General features: G+C 44.7%; 19 protein-coding genes and 1 riboswitch. Of the genes, 2 read left to right on the forward strand and 17 right to left on the reverse strand.

Translation table 11 applies throughout. The annotated features are described in order from the left end of the window. Window positions 1–139 precede the first annotated feature (139 nt). The 3 genes from sdhB to AS888_RS10795 form a co-directional block, all read right to left on the reverse strand. Complete coding sequence (gene sdhB, locus AS888_RS10785) at window positions 140–913, reverse strand: succinate dehydrogenase iron-sulfur subunit (protein ID WP_061142165.1); 774 nt, start codon at window positions 911–913, stop codon at window positions 140–142. A gap of 17 nt (window positions 914–930) precedes the next feature. Next, window positions 931–2682: a succinate dehydrogenase flavoprotein subunit gene (sdhA, locus tag AS888_RS10790; RefSeq protein ID WP_061142166.1), complete on the reverse strand. Its 1752-nt coding sequence runs from the start codon at window positions 2680–2682 to the stop codon at window positions 931–933. A gap of 72 nt (window positions 2683–2754) precedes the next feature. Further along, window positions 2755–3363 (reverse strand): succinate dehydrogenase cytochrome b558 subunit, encoded by a 609-nt coding sequence (locus AS888_RS10795; RefSeq protein ID WP_061142167.1) that lies wholly within the window; start codon window positions 3361–3363, stop codon window positions 2755–2757. 384 nt (window positions 3364–3747) lie between these two features. On the opposite strand from AS888_RS10795, the gene AS888_RS10800 reads away from it, so the two are divergent. After that, window positions 3748–4203 carry a YslB family protein gene (locus tag AS888_RS10800; RefSeq protein ID WP_061142168.1) on the forward strand — a complete coding sequence of 152 codons (456 nt, stop codon included), beginning with the start codon at window positions 3748–3750 and terminating at the stop codon, window positions 4201–4203. 63 nt (window positions 4204–4266) lie between these two features. Here the strand turns inward: AS888_RS10800 and AS888_RS10805 are convergent, their stop codons facing one another. The 13 genes from AS888_RS10805 to zapA form a co-directional block, all read right to left on the reverse strand. After that, window positions 4267–5499, reverse strand: coding sequence for an aspartate kinase (locus AS888_RS10805; protein ID WP_061142169.1), 1233 nt, complete (start codon window positions 5497–5499; stop codon window positions 4267–4269). A gap of 85 nt (window positions 5500–5584) precedes the next feature. Then, window positions 5585–5761, reverse strand: a riboswitch (Lysine riboswitch). 61 nt (window positions 5762–5822) lie between these two features. Next, window positions 5823–7595: an excinuclease ABC subunit UvrC gene (uvrC, locus tag AS888_RS10810; RefSeq protein ID WP_061142170.1), complete on the reverse strand. Its 1773-nt coding sequence runs from the start codon at window positions 7593–7595 to the stop codon at window positions 5823–5825. A 103-nt stretch (window positions 7596–7698) separates the two neighbouring features. Then, window positions 7699–8013, reverse strand: coding sequence for a thioredoxin (gene trxA, locus AS888_RS10815; RefSeq protein ID WP_057911504.1), 315 nt, complete (start codon window positions 8011–8013; stop codon window positions 7699–7701). 196 nt (window positions 8014–8209) lie between these two features. Further along, window positions 8210–9187 (reverse strand): electron transfer flavoprotein subunit alpha/FixB family protein, encoded by a 978-nt coding sequence (locus tag AS888_RS10820; RefSeq protein WP_061142171.1) that lies wholly within the window; start codon window positions 9185–9187, stop codon window positions 8210–8212. Between the two features lie 72 nt (window positions 9188–9259). Next, window positions 9260–10033, reverse strand: coding sequence for an electron transfer flavoprotein subunit beta/FixA family protein (locus AS888_RS10825; protein WP_061142172.1), 774 nt, complete (start codon window positions 10031–10033; stop codon window positions 9260–9262). 127 nt (window positions 10034–10160) lie between these two features. Further along, a complete protein-coding gene (locus tag AS888_RS10830) occupies window positions 10161–10934 on the reverse strand; it encodes an enoyl-CoA hydratase (protein ID WP_061142173.1) in 774 nt (257 codons plus the stop codon). 126 nt (window positions 10935–11060) lie between these two features. Next, complete coding sequence (locus AS888_RS10835; RefSeq protein WP_061142174.1) at window positions 11061–11648, reverse strand: TetR/AcrR family transcriptional regulator; 588 nt, start codon at window positions 11646–11648, stop codon at window positions 11061–11063. A gap of 196 nt (window positions 11649–11844) precedes the next feature. Further along, a complete protein-coding gene (locus tag AS888_RS10840) occupies window positions 11845–13542 on the reverse strand; it encodes a long-chain-fatty-acid--CoA ligase (RefSeq protein WP_061142175.1) in 1698 nt (565 codons plus the stop codon). A 538-nt stretch (window positions 13543–14080) separates the two neighbouring features. Next, window positions 14081–14488, reverse strand: coding sequence for a DUF350 domain-containing protein (locus AS888_RS10845; protein ID WP_061142176.1), 408 nt, complete (start codon window positions 14486–14488; stop codon window positions 14081–14083). Window positions 14489–14550: 62 nt separating this feature from the next. Further along, on the reverse strand, window positions 14551–16902 hold the full coding sequence (locus AS888_RS10850; RefSeq protein ID WP_061142177.1) for an endonuclease MutS2: 2352 nt from the start codon (window positions 16900–16902) through the stop codon (window positions 14551–14553). 36 nt (window positions 16903–16938) lie between these two features. Next, on the reverse strand, window positions 16939–18657 hold the full coding sequence (polX, locus tag AS888_RS10855; RefSeq protein WP_061142178.1) for a DNA polymerase/3'-5' exonuclease PolX: 1719 nt from the start codon (window positions 18655–18657) through the stop codon (window positions 16939–16941). A 192-nt stretch (window positions 18658–18849) separates the two neighbouring features. Next, window positions 18850–19395, reverse strand: coding sequence for a CvpA family protein (locus AS888_RS10865; RefSeq protein WP_061142180.1), 546 nt, complete (start codon window positions 19393–19395; stop codon window positions 18850–18852). A gap of 4 nt (window positions 19396–19399) precedes the next feature. Continuing rightward, the gene (gene zapA, locus AS888_RS10870) at window positions 19400–19660 is read right to left on the reverse strand and encodes a cell division protein ZapA (protein ID WP_057911494.1); all 261 of its coding nucleotides are present in this window, start codon (window positions 19658–19660) and stop codon (window positions 19400–19402) included. A gap of 171 nt (window positions 19661–19831) precedes the next feature. On the opposite strand from zapA, the gene rnhC reads away from it, so the two are divergent. Beyond that, window positions 19832–20791: a ribonuclease HIII gene (gene rnhC, locus AS888_RS10875; protein ID WP_061142181.1), complete on the forward strand. Its 960-nt coding sequence runs from the start codon at window positions 19832–19834 to the stop codon at window positions 20789–20791. A gap of 146 nt (window positions 20792–20937) precedes the next feature. Here the strand turns inward: rnhC and pheT are convergent, their stop codons facing one another. After that, window positions 20938–23352, reverse strand: a complete 2415-nt coding sequence (gene pheT, locus AS888_RS10880; protein WP_061142182.1) for a phenylalanine--tRNA ligase subunit beta — start codon at window positions 23350–23352, stop codon at window positions 20938–20940. Between the last annotated feature and the right edge of the window lie 11 nt (window positions 23353–23363).

Below are 23363 nucleotides of genomic sequence, written 5' to 3' on the forward strand. Positions count from 1 at the left end.
GAAGAGCCCAAATCTCGTAACCTTTGATCAAAATTTCAAAGGAATTTCAAAAGGGGTTCGGAATTTTTTAATTCCGAACCCCTTTTGTCTACAAACTGAGAGCCCCTATCCTAAGATAGGGGCTCTTTCCTTTAAATGATTAAACTTCGTCGCTTCCGAAGAAGTTACGGAATTGCTGAATGGCCGTATCACGGTTCAATGCTGCAATCGATGTAGTCAATGGAATTCCTTTAGGGCAAGACTGCACACAGTTTTGCGAGTTACCGCAGTTTGCAAGTCCTCCATCGGACATGATTGTGTTTAAACGTTCCGCTTTGTTCATTGCACCAGTTGGATGTGCGTTGAATAAACGGACTTGTGATAACGGTTGTGGTCCCATGAAGTTTGAGTTGCTGTTCACGTTTGGACAAGCTTCCAAGCAAACGCCGCAAGTCATACATTTTGATAATTCATAAGCCCATTGACGTTTCTTTTCTGGCATACGCGGTCCTGGTCCAAGGTTGTACGTTCCATCGATCGGGATCCAAGCTTTTACCTTCTTCAACGAGTCGAACATGCGGCTGCGATCTACCTGAAGGTCACGAACCACAGGGAAAGTACGCATTGGAGCAAGGCGGACAGGCTGTTCCAATTGGTCGATAAGGGCCGTACATGATTGTCTTGGTTTACCATTGATGACCATGGAACAAGCACCACATACTTCCTCAAGGCAGTTCATGTCCCATGCGATTGCTGTCGTATGCTTGCCTTGTACTGTTACCGGGTTACGACGGATTTCCATTAGGGCGGAAATGACATTCATATTCGGGCGGTACGCTAATTCAAATTCCTCATCATAAGGAGCTGAATCCGGTGTATCTTGACGAGTGATGATAAAACGGACTGTTTTAGTCTCAGATTTAGTTTCAACCATTTTTTTGCTCCCCCTCTTTAATGTTTCGTAGTGTAGTCACGTTTACGCGGTGCGATGAGTGATACATCAATATCTTCATAATGGAATTCAGGTGCTTGATCCAAGCCCTTGAACGTTGCCATTGTCGTTTTCATGAATTCTTCATCATTACGTTCCGGGAAATCAGGTTTGTAATGCGCTCCACGGCTTTCATCACGGTTTAACGCACCGATTGTGATTACACGTGCCAATTGCATCATATTTTGCAGCTGTCTAGTGAAAGCAGCTCCTTGGTTGCTCCATTTAGCCGTATCATTGATGTTGATTTTCTTGTAACGCTCCATCAACTCAAGAATCTTGTTATCCGTTTCTTTCAGCTTATCATTGTAACGGACTACAGTAACATGCTGAGTCATCCACTCACCAAGCTCTTTGTGAAGTACGTACGCATTTTCATTTCCATCAAGAGACATGACATTGTTCCATTTTTCTTGCTCTTGTTTTTCGTATCCATCATACAATGAAGATGGGATGGATTCGGAAGTTTTGTCAAGACCTTCGATATATTTAACGGCATTCGGACCAGCGACTGAACCGCCATAGATGGCAGATAGAAGTGAGTTCGCACCAAGACGGTTACCGCCATGCTGGGAGTAATCACACTCACCTGCAGCGAATAAACCTTTAATGTTAGTCATTTGGTCATAATCAACCCAAAGTCCGCCCATAGAATAGTGAACGGCAGGGAAAATCTTCATTGGTACTTTACGAGGATCTTCACCCATGAATTTCTCGTAGATTTCAATGATTCCGCCAAGTTTAATATCAAGTAATTTAGGATCTTTATGTGATAGATCCAGATACACCATGTTTTCTCCATTAATACCAAGCTTCATGTTCATACATACGTCGAAAATTTCACGAGTCGCGATATCACGAGGTACCAGGTTACCGTAAGCAGGGTATTTTTCTTCAAGGAAATACCAAGGTTTTCCGTCTTTATATGTCCAGATACGTCCACCTTCACCACGAGCGGATTCACTCATTAGACGAAGTTTGTCATCTCCAGGGATTGCTGTCGGGTGAATTTGAATGAACTCACCGTTGGCATAATTAACACCTTGTTGATAGACGATCGATGCTGCTGAACCTGTATTGATCATCGAGTTAGTGGATTTACCGAATATGATTCCAGGGCCTCCGCTTGCCATGATGACTGCATCGCCAGGGAATGATTTGATTTCCATTGTAGTCAAGTTCTGAGCTACGATACCGCGTGCTGTTTCTTCATCATCGATAACAGCTCCAAGGAATTCCCAGCCCTCATATTTCGTAACAAGTCCTTCCACTTCATACCGGCGAACCTGCTCGTCCAATGCGTAAAGCAATTGTTGACCAGTCGTTGCACCCGCGAATGCTGTACGGCTATGTTGTGTACCGCCGAAACGACGGAAATCAAGAAGACCTTCCGGAGTACGGTTGAACATAACGCCCATACGGTCAAACATATGGATGATCGATGGTGCCGCTTCGCACATCGCTTTAACCGGGGGTTGGTTAGCCAAGAAGTCCCCGCCATAAACTGTATCATCAAAGTGAATGAATGGAGAATCCCCTTCACCTTTTGTATTTACTGCCCCATTGATTCCGCCTTGGGCACAAACTGAGTGAGAGCGTTTAACAGGCACTAAAGAAAATAAATCAACCTGTTGTCCAAGCTCTGCTGCTTTGATCGTCGCCATTAAGCCGGCTAGACCTCCACCTACGATAATGATTTTACCTTTACCCAATTCTGTCACTCCCTTATTTCCATTAGCAAAGCTATGTTTTTTATCCGGATACTATAAATGAACTCTAACTTCTTAAACGAAAGCGAAAACTGCGCTAACGCCGATATAAGAAAGCAGAACGAAAATGATCAAAGTTACGTACGTCATGATTTTTTGCGATTTAGGTGAAACTGTCAGACCCCAGCTCACTGCAAATGACCATAATCCATTCGCAAAGTGGAAAATTGCAGAAATAATACCTACAATATAGAACACGATCATGAATGGGTTAGAGAAAATCTCTGCCATCATGTCAAAATCAACCTCAGCACCCATGGCTGCTTGAACTCTAGTCTCCCAAATATGCCAAACAAGGAAAATCAGCGTGATGATTCCAGTCAGGCGTTGCAGCATGAACATCCAGTTACGGAAGAAACTAAATCTCCCCAAATTGTTTTTTGCTGTAAAGGCAATATAAATACCGTACACAGCATGGAAAATGATCGGTAGATAGATGACGACCCACTCTACCAAAAGCTTTACGGGCGTATATTCAATTAAATGAACGGCCCCATTAAACGTCTCTTCCCCTTTTGTTGCCATAAAGTTTACCGATAAATGAAAAATTAGGAATAGACCAATCGGAATAACTCCAAGAAGTGAATGAAGTCTACGATTCCCAAACTCGCGATTTTTTGCCACTAAGTGCCCCCCCTTAATTTGTGAAAAATCATGCAAAGATAATCTGGTGGCTACCTTTTATCTCCGCGTGAAAATAAAGTATAGAGTGCAAAAAGCTCTCCTATACTTTCTTACAATTATGTGACATGTCCATTTTACTCCTGACTTCTATGTGCGTCAAGAAAACGGATACAACAAATCTCTTTTTTAAAATAGATATTATTGGCTAAAAATGCATGTTTTTTTATTTGTCAAGGCTATATTATGAGAAATAATGTATGAATCTATTAATATTTCGGTATAATTTATCATTTTTTTCCATTTGCGTTTCAAATAAATAAAAAAACAATATAATTTGCAAAAGAAAAACGTTTATAATAGATTTACAGAAAGAGGCGATAAACTATGAAAAAAAATATTGCTGCAGCGATAGAGGAAGAAATTCAAACTGAAGAGTTCCAAGTTCCGGCTTTCGGATATGAATTAATCAGGGAAGTACTACTGAATGATATACTCGGAAAAGACTCGAATCAGATCCTCTATTGGGCAGGTAAACAGTTAGCAAGAAAATTCCCACTGAATGGCGATCAGGAGGTTATTGAATTTTTCCAAAGCGCCGGTTGGGGAGATTTGGAAATCATCAAGTATACGAAAAACGAGATGGAGTTATCCTTGTCGGGTGAAATAATCAGCCGCCGCCTGGATTTACATCCTGACTGTCACTTCCAGCTTGAAGCCGGCTTCCTTGCCGAGCAGTTCACACTGCAAAAAAAATTCCTCAGCGAATCAACGGAAGAAGTTAAACGCCGCGCAAAAAAAGTGACATTCACCATTCAATGGGATCCCAGAGATCCAATCTAACGAGCCCATAAAACAGACTTACCCTTTTTACCGGAAGTCTGTTTTTTACTGGACTCCATACAATCAGGCTAGCACATTTGCATGCTGACCAAGTTTAAATGCTTCATGCAGGGATTCGACCGCCTTCACCATCTCCAGCTCATTGACGACAGTCGAAACTTTAATTTCCGATGTGCTGACCATTTTCACTTGGATGCCTGTATTGGCCATCACTTCAAACATCTCGGCAGCCACTCCCGGATTGGATACCATACCCGATCCAACGATTGACACCTTGGCCAATCCGCCCTCCGTTTCAACCCTGTCAAAGGCCAACTGCTCTTTATTATTTTCCAACACGATCAAAGCCGCTTTTTTATCTTCACTTTTAATGGAGAATGATAAGTTGGTCGTATCCTCTGCAGTCATGCTTTGAATGATGATGTCAACATTGATCTGGTTTTTCGCAAGCGTCATGAAAATGGTTGATAATGCACCAAGTGATTGGGGCAAGCCATAAACCGTCACCCTAGTGATGCTATCTTCGAATGCGATGCCGCGCACGATTAAGTTTTCTTCCATAGTTGCTTCCTCCTCAATGATCGTTCCTGATTCCCTCTCCATGCTTGAACGGACTTCAAGCGGGATTTGATAATTTTTCGCGTATTCGACAGCCCTTGGATGGAGCACGCCCGCCCCTAAATTGGCAAGCTCGAGCATCTCATCATAAGAGATGGATTGCAGTTTGCGCGCTTCTTTAATGTAGCGGGGATCCGTTGTGAAAACACCCGTAACATCCGTGTAAATATCACATCTATCCGCATTGAGCGCTGCAGCGATGGCAACTGCGGTCGTATCGGAACCGCCACGCCCCAATGTAGTGATTTCCCCATTAACATCGTTTCCCTGAAAACCGGCCACGACGACGATCTGCCTTTCTTGCAGTCTAGCTTGGATTCTCGAAGCATCAATATCCAATATCCGGGCATTCCCATGTACGGATTCCGTCTGCATCCCTGCCTGCCAGCCAGTATACGAGATCGCTTCATGCCCCTTCTCAAGCAAGGCCATCGTCAGCAGGGAAATCGTAACCTGTTCCCCCGTCGTCAATAGCATATCCATTTCCCTTTTGCTTGGGGTGCTGGATATATCATGGGCCATGGAAACCAATTGATCGGTCGTTTTACCCATTGCGGAAACAACGACGACTACCTCATTGCCCTTCTCCGCTTCCTCTATTACCCGATTGGCAACATTTTTAAGTTTTTCAACGCTGCCGACGGATGTCCCGCCGAATTTTTGTACGATTAATGCCATCCTCATGCACCCTCTCTTTTTAGGCAATAAAAAAAGCAATGAGAAATATCTCATTGCTGTGATCACATATCCAATCTTGTAAGCACAGTGAGATAGCTCTCCAGGGCATACACCCTGACAATCCGCCATTTATTAAATGTCAGACCAGAAAAACAAGCTATGAGACTTGTCTTCCTTCGGCGTCCTCCCCTTTCAAAACCCATCATGGAAACTCATACTTCTCCAGGTTTTTACTCTTGAATTCCGCACCTCTATCAGCACTTTTAAGTTGTCTAGTTAAAAATTCCTTTTAATCATAGCATAGAGATTTGTGGGGGGCAAGATTATTCTTGCAATTTTCTCACGATTCCCTCAGCTACCCCTTTTGGCATGCCCGCTCCGATAATTTCCTCGACCGAGGCCTCTTTAATTTTCTTCAATGAACCGAAATGTCTCAATAATTGCTTTCTTCGTTTTTCGCCGACTCCCGGAATATCATCAAGCTGGGAGTGCACGGCATTTTTGCCTCGCAGCTGGCGGTGAAACGTAATCGCAAACCGATGCACTTCATCCTGTATTCTTTGCAATAAGTAGAATTCCTGACTCCGGGAATCAAGCGGTACAAGCTCAAGAGGATTGCCGATCATTAATTGAGATGTTCTATGCTTCTCATCTTTAATCAGGCCAGAAAGCGGGATATCCAGGCCCAGTTCATTTTCCAAAATATCGCGGACGGCCTCCACATGTCCCTTACCGCCATCGATGATGATTAAATCCGGAAGCGGAAGACCCTCTTTCAATACCCGTGAATACCTTCTTCGGACGACTTCGCGCATGGATTCATAATCATCAGGCCCCTGGACGGTTTTGATCTTATATTTGCGGTATTCCCTTTTCTCGGGTTTGCCATCAATGAACACGACCAAAGCGGAAACGGGATCGCTTCCTTGGATGTTGGAGTTATCGAAGGCCTCAATTCGATGCGGGGTATAGATCCCCAATTGCACGCCAAGGTTTTCCACCGCATTGATCGTTCTTTCTTCATCACGCTCAATCAATGAAAACTTTTCCTGAAGCGCAATGGAGGCATTTTTATTGGCCAATTTCAACATATCCTTTTTCGAACCCCGCTTTGGATGAATCGTCTTCACGCCAAGCAGGCCTTCAGCCAGTTCAGCATCCACCGACTCGGGCAGCAGGATTTCCTTCGGTTTAAAATGGTTCGTAATCTCGTAAAACTGACCCAGGAATGTGAGCAGTTCCTGTTCCGGTTCATCATAGACGGGAAATAGGGATACGTCCCTTTCGATCAATTTACCTTGTCTTACAAAGAATACTTGAACGCACATCCAGCCTTTATCATGGGCAAATCCGAATACATCCCTGTCGATGAAATCGGTCGACATCATTTTCTGCTTTTCCATCGTGATATCGATATGGGCGATTTTGTCACGAAACTCCTTCGCCCTCTCAAAATCCAGCTCTTCGGATGCCTCCAGCATTTTTTCGGTCAGTTCTTTCTTAATCTCTGTATGCCCGCCATTCAAGAAACGGTTGATATCATCGACCATTTTTTTATATTCCTGTTCCTCCACATCATATACGCATGGAGCCAGACATTGACCAAGGTGATAATAAAGGCAAACCCGATCCGGCAGCGTATTGCACTTTCGAAGAGGATAGATGCGGTCGAGCAGTTTTTTCGTTTCGTTAGCCGCAAAAGCATTAGGGTACGGACCGAAGTATTTCCCTTTGTCTTTTTTGACCTTTCGCGTAATGATCAGGCGGGGATGCCGCTCAGCGGTCAGCTTGATGAAGGGATATGTTTTATCATCCTTAAGCATGACATTATATTTTGGATCATGTTTTTTGATTAGATTCAGCTCTAAAATGAGAGCCTCGATATTGGAAGATGTGACGATGTATTCAAAATCCTCAATCTCATTTACGAGCCGAAATGTCTTTCCATCATGGGATCCCGTGAAATAGGAACGGACACGGTTCTTCAACACTTTCGCCTTGCCTACATAAATGATCGTTCCCTGACGATCTTTCATCAAATAACAACCAGGCTGATCGGGAAGAAGCGCAAGTTTATTCTTTATTTGCTGGTTCATGCTTTCAGCCTCCTGTTCTCCCATTTTACAATTATTATATATCAAGATAGCGAAAAAAGCTTCAAGTCCGGAGACCTGAAGCTTTTTTTAGCTGACCCGTTTATTAAGCGTGTTTTGCAATAAGCTCAGCAAGAGCTTCTTTAGGTTGGAAGCCAACCACTTTATCCACCACTTCACCGTCTTTAAGGACGATCAGTGTCGGAATGCTCATTACACCGAATTTCCCAGCTGTTTCTTGGTTTTCATCTACATCCACTTTTACGATTTTCGCTGAATCGCCAATTTCCGTATCAAGCTCTTGAAGAACAGGAGCGATCATTTTACAAGGTCCGCACCATGGAGCCCAGAAATCTACAAGAACGACACCTTCGCTAGTATCCGTTGTGAACGTTTGGTCAGTTGCATTTACAATAGCCATATATATTTCCTCCTCAAATTTACTCAAATAACTAAAGACAGTATACCATTGTTGCTAGAATCGATGCTAATATTTTGCTTCAGTGGTAGGATGTCCAAATGAAGAGGGAATATGCACCCAGAATTCGCAGCCTATATCAATAAAATAAGGGACGAGACATATTATGTCCCATCCCTTATTCGAAGCCGTTTACCCTTTAAGCATTCACTTTAAGTTTTTTGAATTCTTCCGTCAGTAATGGAATGACTTCGAAAAGATCGCCGACAATTCCATAGTCAGCTACATTGAAGATGTTCGCTTCAGGGTCTTTATTGATGGCTACGATCACTTTGGAGTTGGACATACCAGCTAAATGCTGAATCGCTCCAGAGATTCCGCAGGCAATATAGAGGTCAGGTGTAACGACCTTACCCGTTTGGCCGATTTGCAAAGAATAGTCACAATAATCCGCGTCACATGCACCACGGGAAGCCCCTACCGCTCCGCCAAGAACTTGTGCCAGTTCCTTTAAAGGTTCAAAGCCGTCTTCGCTTTTCACTCCGCGGCCGCCAGCGATGATTACCTTGGCTTCTGAAAGATCGACGCCTTCACTTGCCTTTCTGACAACATCTTTTATGATGGTGCGTAAATCCTTGATATCCACGCTCAATGCAGCTACATCACCGGAGCGGGACTCATCTTTCGCCAATGGCTCAATATTGTTCGGACGGATCGTTGCGAATATCACTCCATCTGTAACAATTTTCTTTTCAAAAGCTTTACCAGAATAAATCGGACGGGTGAAAACGATATTTCCGCCTTCTTCTTCAATGGATGTTACGTCAGAAATCAAACCTGATTCAAGCTTTCCAGCCAATTTAGGGGCAAGGTCTTTTCCAAGTGCCGTATGGCCGAAGAAGATGCCTTCGGGCTTTTCCTGCTCGATGACGGCGAGCAAGGCTTGCGCATAGCCATCTGAAGTGTATTGCTTCAATTGATCGTTTTCGACGGCGACAACCCGGTCTGCACCGAATTGGATCAATTCATTCCCCAAATCTTGAACACTGTCACCAACTAAAACACCTACAATTTCTCCGCCATCTGCAGCAAGTTTAGCCGCACCGATCGCTTCAAATGATACATTTCTTAGTGAACCGTCGCGAACTTCGCCCAATACAAGAAACTTTCTAGCCATTTATAAAAACCTCCTGTGCTCTATTTTATCTATTTGTTGTGTGTAGTTTGTTTTAAAAAGGAATCGTTTCTATTAAATTACTTTAGCTTCGCTGCGTAATAATTGTACAAGTTCGCTAACTTGGTCACCGATCTCGCCGCTCAAGACTTTTCCTGCTTCTTTTTTGGCCGGAAGGTAGATTTCGATCGTTTTTGTTTTCGCTTCAACATCATCCTCTTCCAGGTCCAAATCATCCAATTCCAATTCTTCAAGCGGTTTTTTCTTCGCTTTCATGATCCCTGGCAAAGAAGGATAACGCGGCTCATTTAACCCTTGCTGAGCCGTAACCAACAACGGAAGAGATGCTTCGATCGTTTCGGAATCCCCTTCAACATCACGGATAACGCTTACATTTCCATTTGCAATATCCAATTTAGTGATCGTTGTGATATAAGGGATTTCTAAGATTTCGGCAACGCGTGGACCGACTTGACCTGAACCGCCATCGATGGCCACATTCCCTGCAATGATTAAATCCGCCTCTTTGTCTTTTAAATATTCGCCTATGATTTTGGCAGTCGTGAACTGGTCGCCATTTTCTATATCATCTTCGATATTGATCAATACCGCTTTATCTGCACCCATTGCAAGAGCTGTACGCAATTGCTTCTCAGCCTCTTCGCTTCCGACGGAAATGACCGTTACTTCGCCGCCTTGTGCATCACGCACTTGGATGGCTTCTTCAACAGCATACTCATCATACGGATTAATGATGAATTCTGCTCCATCCTCATTAATTTTCCCATTGGATAATGTAATTTTTTCTTCTGTATCGAATGTTCTTTTCAGCAGCACATAAATATTCACGGTAATACCTCCCGAATGATTTGAGTTTTGAAGATTATGAATTTTTTTGATATATTAAAGTATTCTTCAGGTTCCGCCAAAATCCTGCATAATATTTAAAAATAGTTTTTTGGTACCTTCAAATCTATTATTTCCCTTTGAATACAGCTTCCCTTTTTTCGATGAAGGCCTGAATTCCTTCTTTTGCATCAGCCGTCTCAAAAGCTTTGCCAAAAAGGGCCGCTTCCCTATCCACACCTTTATAGTAGGAATCATGCTTGGAATAATTCAATAACTCGATGGCCGCCTTTAAAGCAACCGGGCTTTTCTTGGCGATTTTATGAGCCAGCTCATTTGCCTTTGGAAGCAGTTCTTCGTCACTGAAGGCTTGATTCGCCAGACCCCATTCCACGGCTTGAGTGCCTGTAATCGGTTCGCTTGTAAAGAGCATTTCAGCTGCTTTTGCCGTGCCGACATAACGAGGAAGGCGCTGTGTGCCGGCAAAACCAGGGATTAAACCCAACTGCAGCTCAGGCAAACCTAGCTTTGCCCTTTCGGTTACCAAACGGATGTGGCAGGACATTGCCAGTTCCAACCCTCCGCCAAGTGCTGCACCATGGATGGCGGCAATGACCGGTTTCGGGAAGGATTCGATTTTTTCGAATACAGCTTGACCTTTCTTGGTCAAGGATATGAAAGCTTCACCATTTTTCACTTCAGTAAACTCTTTAATGTCAGCTCCCGCCGAGAAAAATCTTCCTTCGCCATGAAGTAGGACAACTCGCACCTCTTCGTTTTGCCCGATTTGATCGAAGGCCTCTGACAGCTCCCCGATGATGGCCGAGGAAAGTGCGTTTGCAGGTGCATGTTCAATCGTTATGGATGCCACATGATTTTCGATAGAAAGCTTAAGGTATTCCATATCCATCCCTCCTGTCATGTTAGTCGAACTTTTTTGAACATTCAATATGTATCTCTTCCCTTAATGAAACGGAAAGCCATTAACCGATTCTTTTAGAGGATGGTTAGCCATCCTCCATTCAAACCGTTAACTTCTAAGGCCGCATCCTCCGAGCAGGAGGCGATGAACGTCTGGTGCAAGGTCCGAAAGCGAATACTTTTGCTCATTCATGACCCATGTCGTCACCGTTTCGTCAATCGTTCCGAATATCATCTGCCTTGCAAGTAAATTATTTAAATCGGGCAGGAATTCGCCTTTCTCTTTTCCTTCAATGATGATCTGATCGATTAAATTTAAATACCCTCTCAACACATCATTGATTCTTAGGCGCAATTCTTTATTCGACTGCCTTAATTCCAACTGGGTGACAATTGCTAAATTCACGTCTTCTGAAAGGATTTGAAAATGTTTCTGGATAAGCACATGCATCTTTTCCGACGCTGTGGATTTTCCTTTGAGCTCTTCTTCGATTTGTTCCACAAAATAGCCCATCTTTTCATGAAATAATGATATTAAAATATCTTCTTTATTTTTGAAATAAAGATATATGGTGCCATCCGCTACGCCTGCCTGCTTGGCGATTTTGGATACTTGAGCTTGATAATAGCCGTTTTGGGCAATGACGATGACGGCTGCGTCAATAATTTGATTATACTTTGGTCTGTTGCGTTTCACTGGCTGTCCCCTTTCAGAAAATGAATGAATCATCATTCATATTTCTATCATAAAATGACGACCCTTGCCTGTCAAGCAAAAACTTCAAAGAGTACTGCCACTTCATTATCTCCATTGTACAGCCTCAATCTGGAGGATGTCCAGCTTCTCTCCAAAAGTCGGAGCCATGCCACTGCTCCGTATAGACGATGCTGCTTTACGCTTCTTTTCTTTCGTCGGATAGCTTCTTCTTTTCTTCCTCGATCAGGACTCTTCTCAAGATCTTTCCTATTGTCGTTTTAGGCAGTTCTTCCCTGAATTCATAGCTGCGCGGCACCTTATAGGAAGCAAGGCTCTTTCTGGCAAACTCATTCAATTCTGCTTCAGTCGCATTGGCATTTTTTTTCAGGACAACATAAGCTTTGACGGTTTCACCGCGATATGGATCAGGTATTCCTGCCACTACAACCTCTTGAATCGCCTCATGCTCATATAGGACCTCTTCCACCTCACGCGGGTATATATTGAATCCCCCGGCAATGATGGTATCTTTTTTCCGCTCGACCACATAAAAGAACCCCTGTTCATCCATGTAGCCCAAATCGCCTGTAAGCAGCCAGCCATTTTTAAAAGTGCTTTCCGTTTCTTCCGGTCGATTCCAGTATCCCTGCATCACTTGAGGCCCTTTTATGGCTATTTCCCCAATTTCATTCGGCGGAAGCTCTTCACCCGTGTCCAGGGACAAGATCACCGAGTCCGTATCTGGCCATGGCAATCCAATGCTGCCTTTTACCCTGGGCTGATCCCAAATGAAATTAGCATGGGTCACCGGAGAAGTTTCCGAAAGTCCATAGCCCTCAACGAGCTTTCCACCCGTTATTTTTTCGAATTGCTCCTGAACCTCCAAGGGCAATGCTGCAGAACCGCTTATACAGGCATTGATGGAAGACAGGTCATACTTGCCGATATCCGGATGGTTCAGTAGACCGATATACATCGTTGGCGCACCGGGAAACATCGTCGGTTTCTGTTTTTGGATAGTTTTCAGCGTCACTTCGATATCGAACTTCGGCATGATGATCATCGTATTCCCTTCCATGACGGAAAGAACCAATACCGTCGTCATCCCATACACGTGGAAGAATGGTAAAATGGCCAAGACCCTTTCTTCCCCGCGCCTATTTTTATAAAGCCAAGCATTGCACATCTTCGTATTCGCCAATAAGTTCTTATGAGTAAGCATGACCCCTTTCGGAAAGCCCGTTGTCCCTCCCGTATATTGCAAAAGGGCAAGGTCTTCATTCACATCGATCGGCTCGAGCACTTCCTCGGGGATTTTCCGTTTCATGATTTCGGTGAACAAATGATGATTGCCTGCATGCTCCACTTTGACGACGATTCCATATTGCTTTTTTTGGATGAATGGATAAATGAGATTTTTCGGAAAAGGTAAATATTCCTTGATAGCGGTTACAATGATATGTTCGATATTCGTTCTAGAAGCGATTGCCGTGACACGGGGAAATAAAATATCCATCACTAAAATCATTTTCGCCCCCGAATCTTTCATTTGATACTCGAGTTCACGTTCCGTATACGTTGGATTCGTTTGAACGACGACTCCGCCGGCCATCAATATCCCAAAAAAGCTGATGACACCTTGAGGGCAGTTAGGAAGCATGACGGCGACCCGTTCTCCTTTTTGAAGGCCGATGCTTTTTAAATAGGCAGCGAACTTTAAAGCCGACTCATAAACTTCGCGGTACGATAATTCCTTTCCCTGGAAATGAATGGATGCTTTCCCGGGGAATTCTTCGGCTGACTCTTTCAAAAATGAATAAAGAGGCTTATCTTCGTACGATAGTACGGCTGGTATCTGTTCCGGATAAATGGTTTGCCATGGCTTATGGCTCATGCACACCCCTCCTTCTGAATATTCACAATACTCATTCTCATTATAATACAACCGGGATTTTCTTACAATTGCTGAAATCAGGAAATATAAGCATAAAGGCCGATGGCAGAATCTAAAGCGCATTCAATAAGCCACAGAACTTAGAAACCACCCCAAACTGAGGGCAATCAAGATTCCACATCCGTTTTCAATCAAAGTGGCATGAAACGGAAAGCGGCGACACTCCTGCGGGAATTGCGCGTCCACTTGAGACCCGCAGGCTGAAAGCCAAGGTGGCTCAAGGACCGCCTCTGGATATGAGAGCGCCTGCAGTGAAATGGAACGGTCTAATTACAAATCCTCCAAAACTGTGGCCATTTAAGTGCTAAACTTGAAATTCCTCATTCTATTGGACTGCAAAATAAAAAGCGACGCATATGGCCGCTTCTTTCAAGTGAAGAATAACATATAAACGATTCCAAGCAGAAAAAAGATTCCGCAACAAACAATCAGGACTTTTGCAAGTTTCTCCACAGTTTTCTCCCTCTCATGATGGACATCAAGAAATTCCGGCACCGATGACTAAAGATAAAGCGATGGAAATGATCATCGATAGGAATCCAACTGCCCGGTTATCTTTTTGTATTTCTTCATCTATTTTAAATCCAGGTGTCATAAATTCAAAAATGAAATAACCGATCAGCAAAAGGACAAATCCGTACACACCCCAGCCAATCATGGTAAGGAGCGAGTTCTGATGGAGGATGGACTGCTGGAATACATAGGCGATCCCAAATATTTTGCCGCCTGTTGCCAACGCCACGGATAGGTTTCCCTGTTTGATTTCCTCCCAGTTCTTGTACTTTGTGACAAGTTCAAAAATGGCTAAAAAAACAATCATGCACAAAATTACGACACTGTAACGAGCAGCTATATATACATATTCATTTTCCCACATATTCTCCATGGTCCAACTCCCAAAATGGTAACTGGCCAACCGGCTAGGCAGAGAGCCGGCCTGACCACCCTTTATTTAAATTCCACCACCGTAATGCCCGTTCCGCCTTCTCCAGCTTCGCCGAACCGGATCCTTTTGACAGCGCGGTGATTTTTCAAGTATTCCTGGACTCCGGACCGGAGAGCCCCCGTCCCTTTACCATGAATGATCGAGACACTAGAATATCCGGCCAATAGCGCATCATCCACATACTTTTCAACTCTCGAGATGGCATTTTCAAAGCGTTCCCCACGTAAATCAAGTTCCACGCTAACGTGGTAATCCCGCCCTTTTATCGTGGTGAGGGGCTTGGTTTCCTTCACTTTTGTAGCCTTGATGAATTCCAGGTCGGACTCCTTCACCTTCATTTTCATGATGCCGATCTGAACTTGCCACTCATTACCGGAAACCTTTTCGATCAGATGACCCTTTTGGCCGAAGCTTACAACCTTTACTTCATCTCCCGGTTTCAGGCTTTTCTCCAAAGGCCTTGCCACTTTCGAAGTTTTCTTCAGTTTTGGCGTTGCTTCTTCAAGTCGTTTTTTCGCATCGATCAGTTCATGCTCTTTCACATCGGCATTTTTTTCAAGCCGCAATTTACGTAAATCCGCGATGATCGCTTCGGCTTCTTTTTTTGCCTGTTCAACGATTGCGGCCGCCTCTTTTGCTGCCTTTTCAGCAAGCGCATCGCGTTCTTCTTCATATTCACCCATTTGCTTTTGCAAATCTTTATGAAGGATTTCCGCCTGTTCCAGGTGGTTCTTGGCTTCCAGCTCCTCCTCTTCCGCCTTCTTGCGGCTATCTTCAAGGGAAGCTATCATATTTTCAACTTTATTCGTATCCTCGCCGATATGACTGCGGGCATTGCTTATCACGCTTTCATCCAAGCCTAGACGCTTGGAAATTTCAAAAGCATTACTTCGTCCCGGTACACCGATCAAGAGTTTATAAGTGGGGCTTAACGTTTCCACATCGAATTCAACGCTTGCATTGATGACGCCTTCCCGATCATATCCGTATGCTTTTAATTCCGGATAATGTGTCGTTGCCATCACACGTGCTCCGCGCTTATATACCTCATCCAAAATCGATATCGCTAAAGCGGCTCCCTCCTGAGGGTCGGTTCCCGCACCAAGCTCATCGAATAAGACAAGGCTGTCGTAATCGACTTTTTTTAGGATGTCGACGATATTGACCATATGGGACGAGAACGTACTCAGGCTTTGTTCAATCGACTGTTCATCGCCAATATCGGCATAAACGGAGGAAAACACAGCCGTTTCAGAGCCATCGAGCGCAGGGATTTGCAGCCCGGATTGGGCCATTAACGTACAAAGGCCAATCGTTTTCAAGGTTACCGTTTTTCCCCCTGTATTCGGGCCGGTAATGACGATCGTCGTGAAATCATCACCAAGGAAAATGTCATTGGCGACGACGGCATCACTTGGAATGAGCGGATGCTTCGCCTTGAATAATTTCACGCGTCCTTCATTATTAAGATTCGGCTTCGATCCCTTTATCGCTTTGGCATATTTCGCCTTGGCAACAAGGAAGTCGATATGTGCCAGCACCTTGACATTATGAAGCAATTCAGGCGTGTACCCACCGACTTTCTCCGATAATTCCACCAATATCCGCTCGATTTCCTGCGTTTCATTCACTCTTGTTTCTTGAAGGACATTATTCAATTGCACGATTGCTTGCGGCTCAATGAACAAAGTCTGCCCAGATGATGATTGATCATGGATGATCCCGCCATACACACTGCGGTATTCCTGTTTAACCGGGATGACAAAACGGTCATTCCGGATCGTGATGATGGCATCCGATAACATTTTTGTTGCGTTCGAGGAACGAATCATGCTTTCCAGCTTCTCACGGACACGACTTTCGTTCGTGCGGATCTGGTTTCTTAAGGCGCGGAGCTTATCGCTCGCAGAATCCATCACTTCGCCATGTTCACTGATTGCAAACGTAATTTCCTGCTGCAGATCAATCAACGGGTGAATCGAATCGATATATTCGGCTAAAAGCGGGACATCTATTTCCTGCTCGGCCAATTCTTCGAAGAAACGAGTCAGGATCCTGCCGGCACGAATCGTACTGGCGAGCTCCATCAGTTCCATCGGTGAAAGCATGCCGCCAATCTGGGCCCTTTTGGCATGTGGCCGGATATCAAAAATCCCGCCCAATGGCAAGTTGCCTTTCAACCGGATGATTTTGGCAGACTCATCCGTTTCGTCCTGCCACCTCGTCACCTCTTCAAAGTCGGTTGAAGGCATCAGTTGCTCAGCCTTCTCTTTTCCTATTGAAGAAGAAGCATGAGAGATTAATTGTTCTTTGATTTTATGAAATTCCAATGTCTTTAAAGCTTTATTATGCATGGAGTTAAAGCTCCTCCTTATTTATGGGCAAAATAGTTAATCATTTCTCTTCAAAAACGCTAATAATCCATCCGGATCCTTTGCATTCAGGACCGTAGATTCTTTGACCCAGCCTTTTTTGGCCGATGAAACTCCTACTGGCATATGCTCCAGCATATCGATGCTGTGTGCATCGGTATTGATTACGATCGTAACGCCCGCTTCCTGTGCCTTGCGCAGGTGGGGAGGCGCCAAATCCAGGCGGTTCGGATTCGCATTCAGCTCCAAGGCCGTATTCGTATCACGTGCCAGCTCGATCAGCATATCCATATCGACATCATATCCGGTCCGTTTCCCGATGATCCTTCCCGTTGGATGGGCGATGATATCGACATGTGGATTGTTAAGGGCCGTTTTCAAGCGCTCCATGATCGTTTCTCGCGGCTGTGAAAAACTGGAATGGATCGATGCGATTACCAAATCCAGCTCCGCAAGCAGGTCATCGTCATAATCAAGCGTCCCATCAGGGAGAATATCCATTTCAATCCCTGAAAGCACGGTAAAATCATCGTATTTTTCATTTAACTCTTGAATGATCTTTTTTTGTTCGCGGACCCGTTCTACGGTCAGTCCGTTCGCCACTTTCAAATATTGCGAATGATCGGTTATGGCCATATATCGATAGCCTTTTGCACGGCACGCTTCAATCATTTCTTCTATCGTATAAGCCCCATCACTCCAAGTGGTATGCATATGGAGGTCACCTTGTATGGCCTCTAAAGAAATGAGCGGTTCACTTGCATCATATTGCTCCACTTCGGTTCCGTCTTCACGCAATTCCGGTGGGATGTATGGCAAATCAAAGTGATGATAAAATTGTTCTTCTGTTTCGAACGTCAAGATCTCTCCAGTTTCCGCCACTTCCACACCATATTCGCTGATTTTTTCGCCTCGTTCTTTAGCAAGCTGGCGCATCCGCACATTATGATCCTTCGAACCTGTAAAATGATGCAGTGTCGTGATGAATTCCTTATCCTTCACGATCCTGAAATCGACAGAAATATCATATTCATAATCAAGCACGACCGATACTTTTGTATCACCTGCCGCTATCACATGCTTGATCCCTGATATAGCAAGAAGCTGATTCTTCACTTCTTCGGGATGATCTGTCGAGATGATGAAATCGAGGTCCTTGATCGTTTCCCTCATGCGGCGGATGCTGCCAGCCCTCGATGACCGAACGATATGCTCCATGTTGGCTAGAGCCGTTTCAATATCAGCTGCAATTGGCCTCATGAAGGCAAGCGGAAGCCGATCAGGCCTTGAACCTGCCTCGGCAATCGCTGCCAGGATCTTTTCCTCCGTTTTTTTTCCAAAACCGGCCAAGGCCGCAACCCTGCCTTCTTCACAGGCGGTTTTTAGATCATTCACATCATTGACATGCAGCTCTTTATGAAGTTTGGCAATTTTCTTCCCGCCCAACCCTTGAAGTTGAAGCAGAGGTATCAATCCTTTTGGCACCTGCTCCTGAAGCTCTTCAAGCACGGTCGATTTCCCCTCATTGATATACTCCTCGATGACCGATGCCGTACCTTTCCCGATTCCATTTAAAGCCGTGAAGTCCTCGATGGCCGCAAGACTCCGGTCATCCGTTTCCAACGCTCCTGCCGCCTTGCGGAAAGCCGAAACCTTGAAGGGATTCTCACCTTTCAATTCCATGTATATTGCGATTTTTTCCAATAGTTTAATGATATCTTTTTTGTTGATCGTCATTTATTTCACCGCCGAAAAATTAATAGGGTATCCGTTGTTTTCTTTCTTAAAGATACCTTTCTTGAAGGTAAAGTACAAGCAGGCCGCTCCTTGCCATGATTCAAGGCAAGATCACGCTATTACAGAAAAGGGGCCTCCCCCATTCAAAATCCAGGACTTTGAGAAAGGGAGGCAGGCCCTCGGTAACTGTCATTATGATTGATCTGGTTTTTGGAACCAAAGTTCTTTCACTTGTTCGGAAAGGAACGGTGTATGTTTCACGATCGATTCTGCCAGAAAAGATCCCGCTAATGGCTTCTGGATCGAATCCATTGGCAGCATGGCAGCTATATATAATATAATAAACATGATAAGATAGATTTCGATAAAGCCCAATATCCCGCCACCCCAGCGATTCAGCTGTTTCAATATCGGTAGGTGGGTAATGAAATTGAGCATCGAACCAAGCATTTGCCAAAGGATCTTGGCCGCAAAGAAAATGATGGCAAAGGCAATCGCATTGTAATACGCCGTTTCGAGCCCGACTGTTTCAAAAAACATAGTAAGCGCCGAGGAATCACTCATCGTCGGAAACGGGATCCACAATTTCAGATTGGGAGCAAGATCTCCATAAAACACATATGCGACGATAAAGGCCACTATGAACCCTGTCATATGAACAGTCTGTAAAATGAAGCCACGCTTTAAACCGATTAATAAACCGATTAAAAGAATGGCCAGAATTGCTAAATCAAGCATGTACTCAGTCCTTCTCTCTCTTTAATTCCAGTTGAAGCTGGTCTAGTTCATCTTTTAACTTAATATATTCGTGGATGGTATTTACGGCCGTTAGTACCGCTAGCTTGCTTGTATCCAAGTATGGGTTTTTCATACTGATTTCTCTCATTTTTTCGTCAACCATCGAAGCGACCAGGCGCATATGGCTTGCGCTTTCTGTTCCGACGATTGTATATGGTTGTCCGTATATATCAACTGTTGTTTTATTTCGTTTATCGTCTGACAAAATGATGCCCCCAATCTAAACAATCCTAATTCTATCATATCATGAAGTTTTTCGTCATGAAAGAGAGTACCACGTCATTTCTTGTATAAAAACTGCAATAATTTGTCAAATGAAAACGAACTAAGAAGCAGCTTGCCTAAATAATAATATGAAGTTAGGAGTTTACCGATTATGTCCCATGTTGTTTTACTCATCAATCCCGCCCAAATAAAAGCGATGCAAGTTCATTATTCTTCATCCTTAGCCACCAAACAGCCGCCAGGGAGCATCTTTTCCGCCAAGCCGCCGCTATGCACGGTGACCGCCTATAAATCCGGAAAGGTCCTTTTCCAAGGTAAGAATGCCGAACTGGAAGCCGGTAAATGGCAGCAGGCCGCTACAGCCGCCGCGCCAAAGAAAAAAACGGCATCCACCTCTTCGGTCAATGTCCACCGGTATTCACCGCCTGCCCATATCGGAACGATGTCCGTGATAGGTTCCGATGAAGTTGGGACAGGAGACTATTTCGGCCCGATTACGGTCGTAGCCGTTTATGCGAAAAAGGAGCAGCTTCCCCTATTGAGGGAGCTTGGTGTTCAGGATTCGAAAAATCTGAAAGATCCTCAGATCATCGAAATTGCCAAACAGATCAAGAATGTCGTGCCATTCAGCCTGCTTACTTGCGATAACCCCAAATATAATACGCTGCAGGCTCAAGGGATGTCACAAGGAAAAATGAAGGCCCTCCTCCATAACCAAGCGATCAAGCTTCTGATGCAAAAAATTCAGCCGGAGCAAGCGGAAGCTGTCCTTATCGACCAATTCGCCCAACCTGATGTATTTTTTAATTATTTGAAGGGCCAAGAACGGTTTCAGGCAAACGCCACTTATTTATGCACAAAAGCGGAAGGCATCCACCTTGGCGTAGCCGCCGCATCCATCCTGGCACGATACGCCTTCGTCAAACGCTTTGATTTGCTAAGTGAAAAAGCCGGATTCAAAATCCCGAAAGGAGCCGGATTTGCCGTGGACGAAGCCGCCGCACGATTGATCCATGAAAAAGGAATGGACTCCTTGCACGAATTCACGAAAACCCACTTCGCCAATACCGAAAAAGCAAAGCGGTTATACCAACAAAAATACCATAAATAAAGGTGAAGCGGCCGTTCTTCCGGGAACAGCCGCTTTTTTTTGCAGTTTACCCGCCAGTTTGGGTGCTTTACTCGGGAGTTTGGGCACTTTACTCGGGAGTTCATAAAAAGACAGCTTCCCGCGTTTCAGGGAGCTGTCTTTTTGTTTTATCCTCTTAGTTCTGCGCCGGCTTTTTCTTTTACGGCTTCTAGTACTTTTTCATGTGCTTTTGTAATGTCTTCGTCGGTTAGTGTACGTTCCGGATCGAAGTATTTCAGTGAGTAGGCAATGGATTTCTTGCCTTGCTCCATTCTTTCACCCTCGTATAAGTCGAAGATGGTTACTTCCTTGAGTAGCTTGCCTCCGGCTTCTTCAATAATGTTTTGAATGTCTCCGGCTTTTGTTGCTTGATCGACAACGAGCGCAATATCGCGTGTTGTCGATGGGAAGCGCGGAATGGTTTCGTAGGCAATTGGCGCCACTTCGGCTTCTGCCAACGCCTTTAAGGAAAGTTCGAAAATATATGTTTCTTTTATATCCAAGTCTTTTTGGACAGTAGGGTGCACTTGGCCGATAAAGCCGATCACATCACCATTCAACAGGACTTCCGCTGTCCGCCCTGGATGCATGTCATTGATTTGTGCTTGGCGGTAACTGATTTGATCCGTTAACCCAAGTGTATCGAATAATGCTTCGATCACGCCTTTGGCTACAAAGAAGTCGACCGGTTTCTTTTCGCCTTGCCATGGATGTGCTTCCCATAGGCCTGTGATGGCTCCGGCGATATGTTCTTTTTCATCTGGTAGCTCGTGGTCATCCCGTTTAAAGAATACTGATCCGATTTCATATAGAGCCAGTGAATCAAGTTGGCGGGCATTGTTATATTTTACGACTTCAAGCAATTGAGGCACGATGCTTAAACGCAGCTGGCTTCTTTCTTCGCTTATCGGCATGGCTAATCGAATCGATTCTCTTGCTTCCAATGCGAATTGCGCTGCTTTTTCCTCGCTTGTCAGTGAATAGGTCACCGCTTGATAAAGGCCTGCTCCTTCAAGTGTACGGCGTGCCTTCCGCCGTTTCATTTGATAGTCCGTCAAATGGCCAGGGGTAGCAGAACCGATCGGCAGTGTAGTCGGAATGTTATCATATCCATATAAACGTGCCGCTTCTTCGACCAAGTCAGCTTCAATCGTAATGTCCCCACGGCGTGTCGGTACAGTGATCGTGAACGTTTCATTGTCAAGTTCCACGCCGAATTGCAGGCGGTTGAAGATGGATTCCACTTCGGTTACGGTCATGTCTGTTCCAAGAAGCTTGTTGATTTTTTCAAGGGTGATGCTGATGACTGCAGGTTCCATTGTCAATTCATCCACTTCTGCCGTTCCTTGCAGGACTGTTCCGCCAGCATATTGGGCAATCAATTGTGCCGCACGTTCCCCAGCTTCACGTACACGGGCCGGATCGACGCCTTTTTCAAAACGTGCACTCGCTTCACTGCGCAAGCCGTGATCTTTTGAAGCTTTACGAACGACCGTACCTGCGAAATAGGCACTTTCAAGGATGATGTTCGTCGTATCGTTTTTCACCTCAGAATCGGCTCCGCCCATCACACCAGCTATCGCAACAGGCTCGCTGCCGTTTGTGATCACTAAATGATTCGGTGACAATGTGCGTTCGGCTTCATCCAGCGTTACGATTTTTTCAGCATCCTTCGCCCTGCGGATGACGATTTCTTTTGAACCGAAACGGTCATAATCAAAGGCATGCAGCGGCTGGCCGTATTCAAGTAAGATGTAATTCGTGATATCGACGACATTATTATGCGGCCGGATACCTGCCGACATTAGTCGTGTTTGCATCCAAAGCGGTGAAGGACCAATTTTTACATCTTTGATGATTTTAGCGATGTATACCGGGTTATCTTCTTTCGCTTCCACTTTGACACTGATGTAATCCGTCGCTTTTTCAGCTGCTTCTTCTTTCTCGATGACCGGCCATTTCACTTCCCGGCCGAGGATAGCCCCCACTTCGTAGGCTACACCGAGCATGCTTAAAGCATCCGAACGGTTTGGAGTCAGCCCGAGTTCCAGCACTTCATCACTTAAACCAAGCTCCTCCAATGCATCTTTCCCTACTTCCACATCATTGGGGAAGACGAAGATGCCTGTAGCATAATCCTTGGAAACGAGCTTGGATTCAAACCCCAATTCTTGTAGGGAGCAAATCATCCCGTGGGATTCTTCTCCGCGCAGCTTCGCTTTCTTGATTTTGAAATTACCTGGAAGGACTGCGCCAACAGTGGCGACTGCGACTTTTTGGCCTTTATCGACATTCGGTGCCCCACAGATGATCTGAACGGGATGTTCTGCCCCGATATCAACTTGGCACTTATTCAATTTATCGGCATTTGGATGCTGTTCACGTTCAATGACGTGGCCGATGACGACACCTTTTAGCCCTTCACTTTTCTTTTCCACCCCTTCAACCTCAATGCCGCTTTTCGTGATTTTGTCAGCAAGCTCCGTCGCATTGATGCCTGAAAGGTCAACATAATCTTGTAACCATTTATATGAGACAAACATGGTAGGTCCTC

This window comes from Peribacillus simplex, from assembly GCF_001542915.1.
GTDB lineage: Bacteria > Bacillota > Bacilli > Bacillales > DSM-1321 > Peribacillus > Peribacillus simplex_B.

Bases quoted from the DNA above. Each gene is read 5' to 3' on its own strand.
- sdhB (WP_061142165.1), bottom strand. From the start codon at position 913: ATGGTTGAAACTAAATCTGAGACTAAAACAGTCCGTTTTATCATCACT.
- AS888_RS10800 (WP_061142168.1), top strand. From the start codon at position 3,748: ATGAAAAAAAATATTGCTGCAGCGATAGAGGAAGAAATTCAAACTGAA.
- AS888_RS10805 (WP_061142169.1), bottom strand. From the start codon at position 5,499: ATGGCATTAATCGTACAAAAATTCGGCGGGACATCCGTCGGCAGCGTT.
- uvrC (WP_061142170.1), bottom strand. From the start codon at position 7,595: ATGAACCAGCAAATAAAGAATAAACTTGCGCTTCTTCCCGATCAGCCT.
- trxA (WP_057911504.1), bottom strand. From the start codon at position 8,013: ATGGCTATTGTAAATGCAACTGACCAAACGTTCACAACGGATACTAGC.
- AS888_RS10820 (WP_061142171.1), bottom strand. From the start codon at position 9,187: ATGGCTAGAAAGTTTCTTGTATTGGGCGAAGTTCGCGACGGTTCACTA.
- AS888_RS10830 (WP_061142173.1), bottom strand. From the start codon at position 10,934: ATGGAATACCTTAAGCTTTCTATCGAAAATCATGTGGCATCCATAACG.
- AS888_RS10840 (WP_061142175.1), bottom strand. From the start codon at position 13,542: ATGAGCCATAAGCCATGGCAAACCATTTATCCGGAACAGATACCAGCC.
- AS888_RS10845 (WP_061142176.1), bottom strand. From the start codon at position 14,488: ATGGAGAATATGTGGGAAAATGAATATGTATATATAGCTGCTCGTTAC.
- AS888_RS10850 (WP_061142177.1), bottom strand. From the start codon at position 16,902: ATGCATAATAAAGCTTTAAAGACATTGGAATTTCATAAAATCAAAGAA.
- polX (WP_061142178.1), bottom strand. From the start codon at position 18,657: ATGACGATCAACAAAAAAGATATCATTAAACTATTGGAAAAAATCGCA.
- AS888_RS10865 (WP_061142180.1), bottom strand. From the start codon at position 19,395: ATGCTTGATTTAGCAATTCTGGCCATTCTTTTAATCGGTTTATTAATC.
- rnhC (WP_061142181.1), top strand. From the start codon at position 19,832: ATGTCCCATGTTGTTTTACTCATCAATCCCGCCCAAATAAAAGCGATG.
- pheT (WP_061142182.1), bottom strand. From the start codon at position 23,352: ATGTTTGTCTCATATAAATGGTTACAAGATTATGTTGACCTTTCAGGC.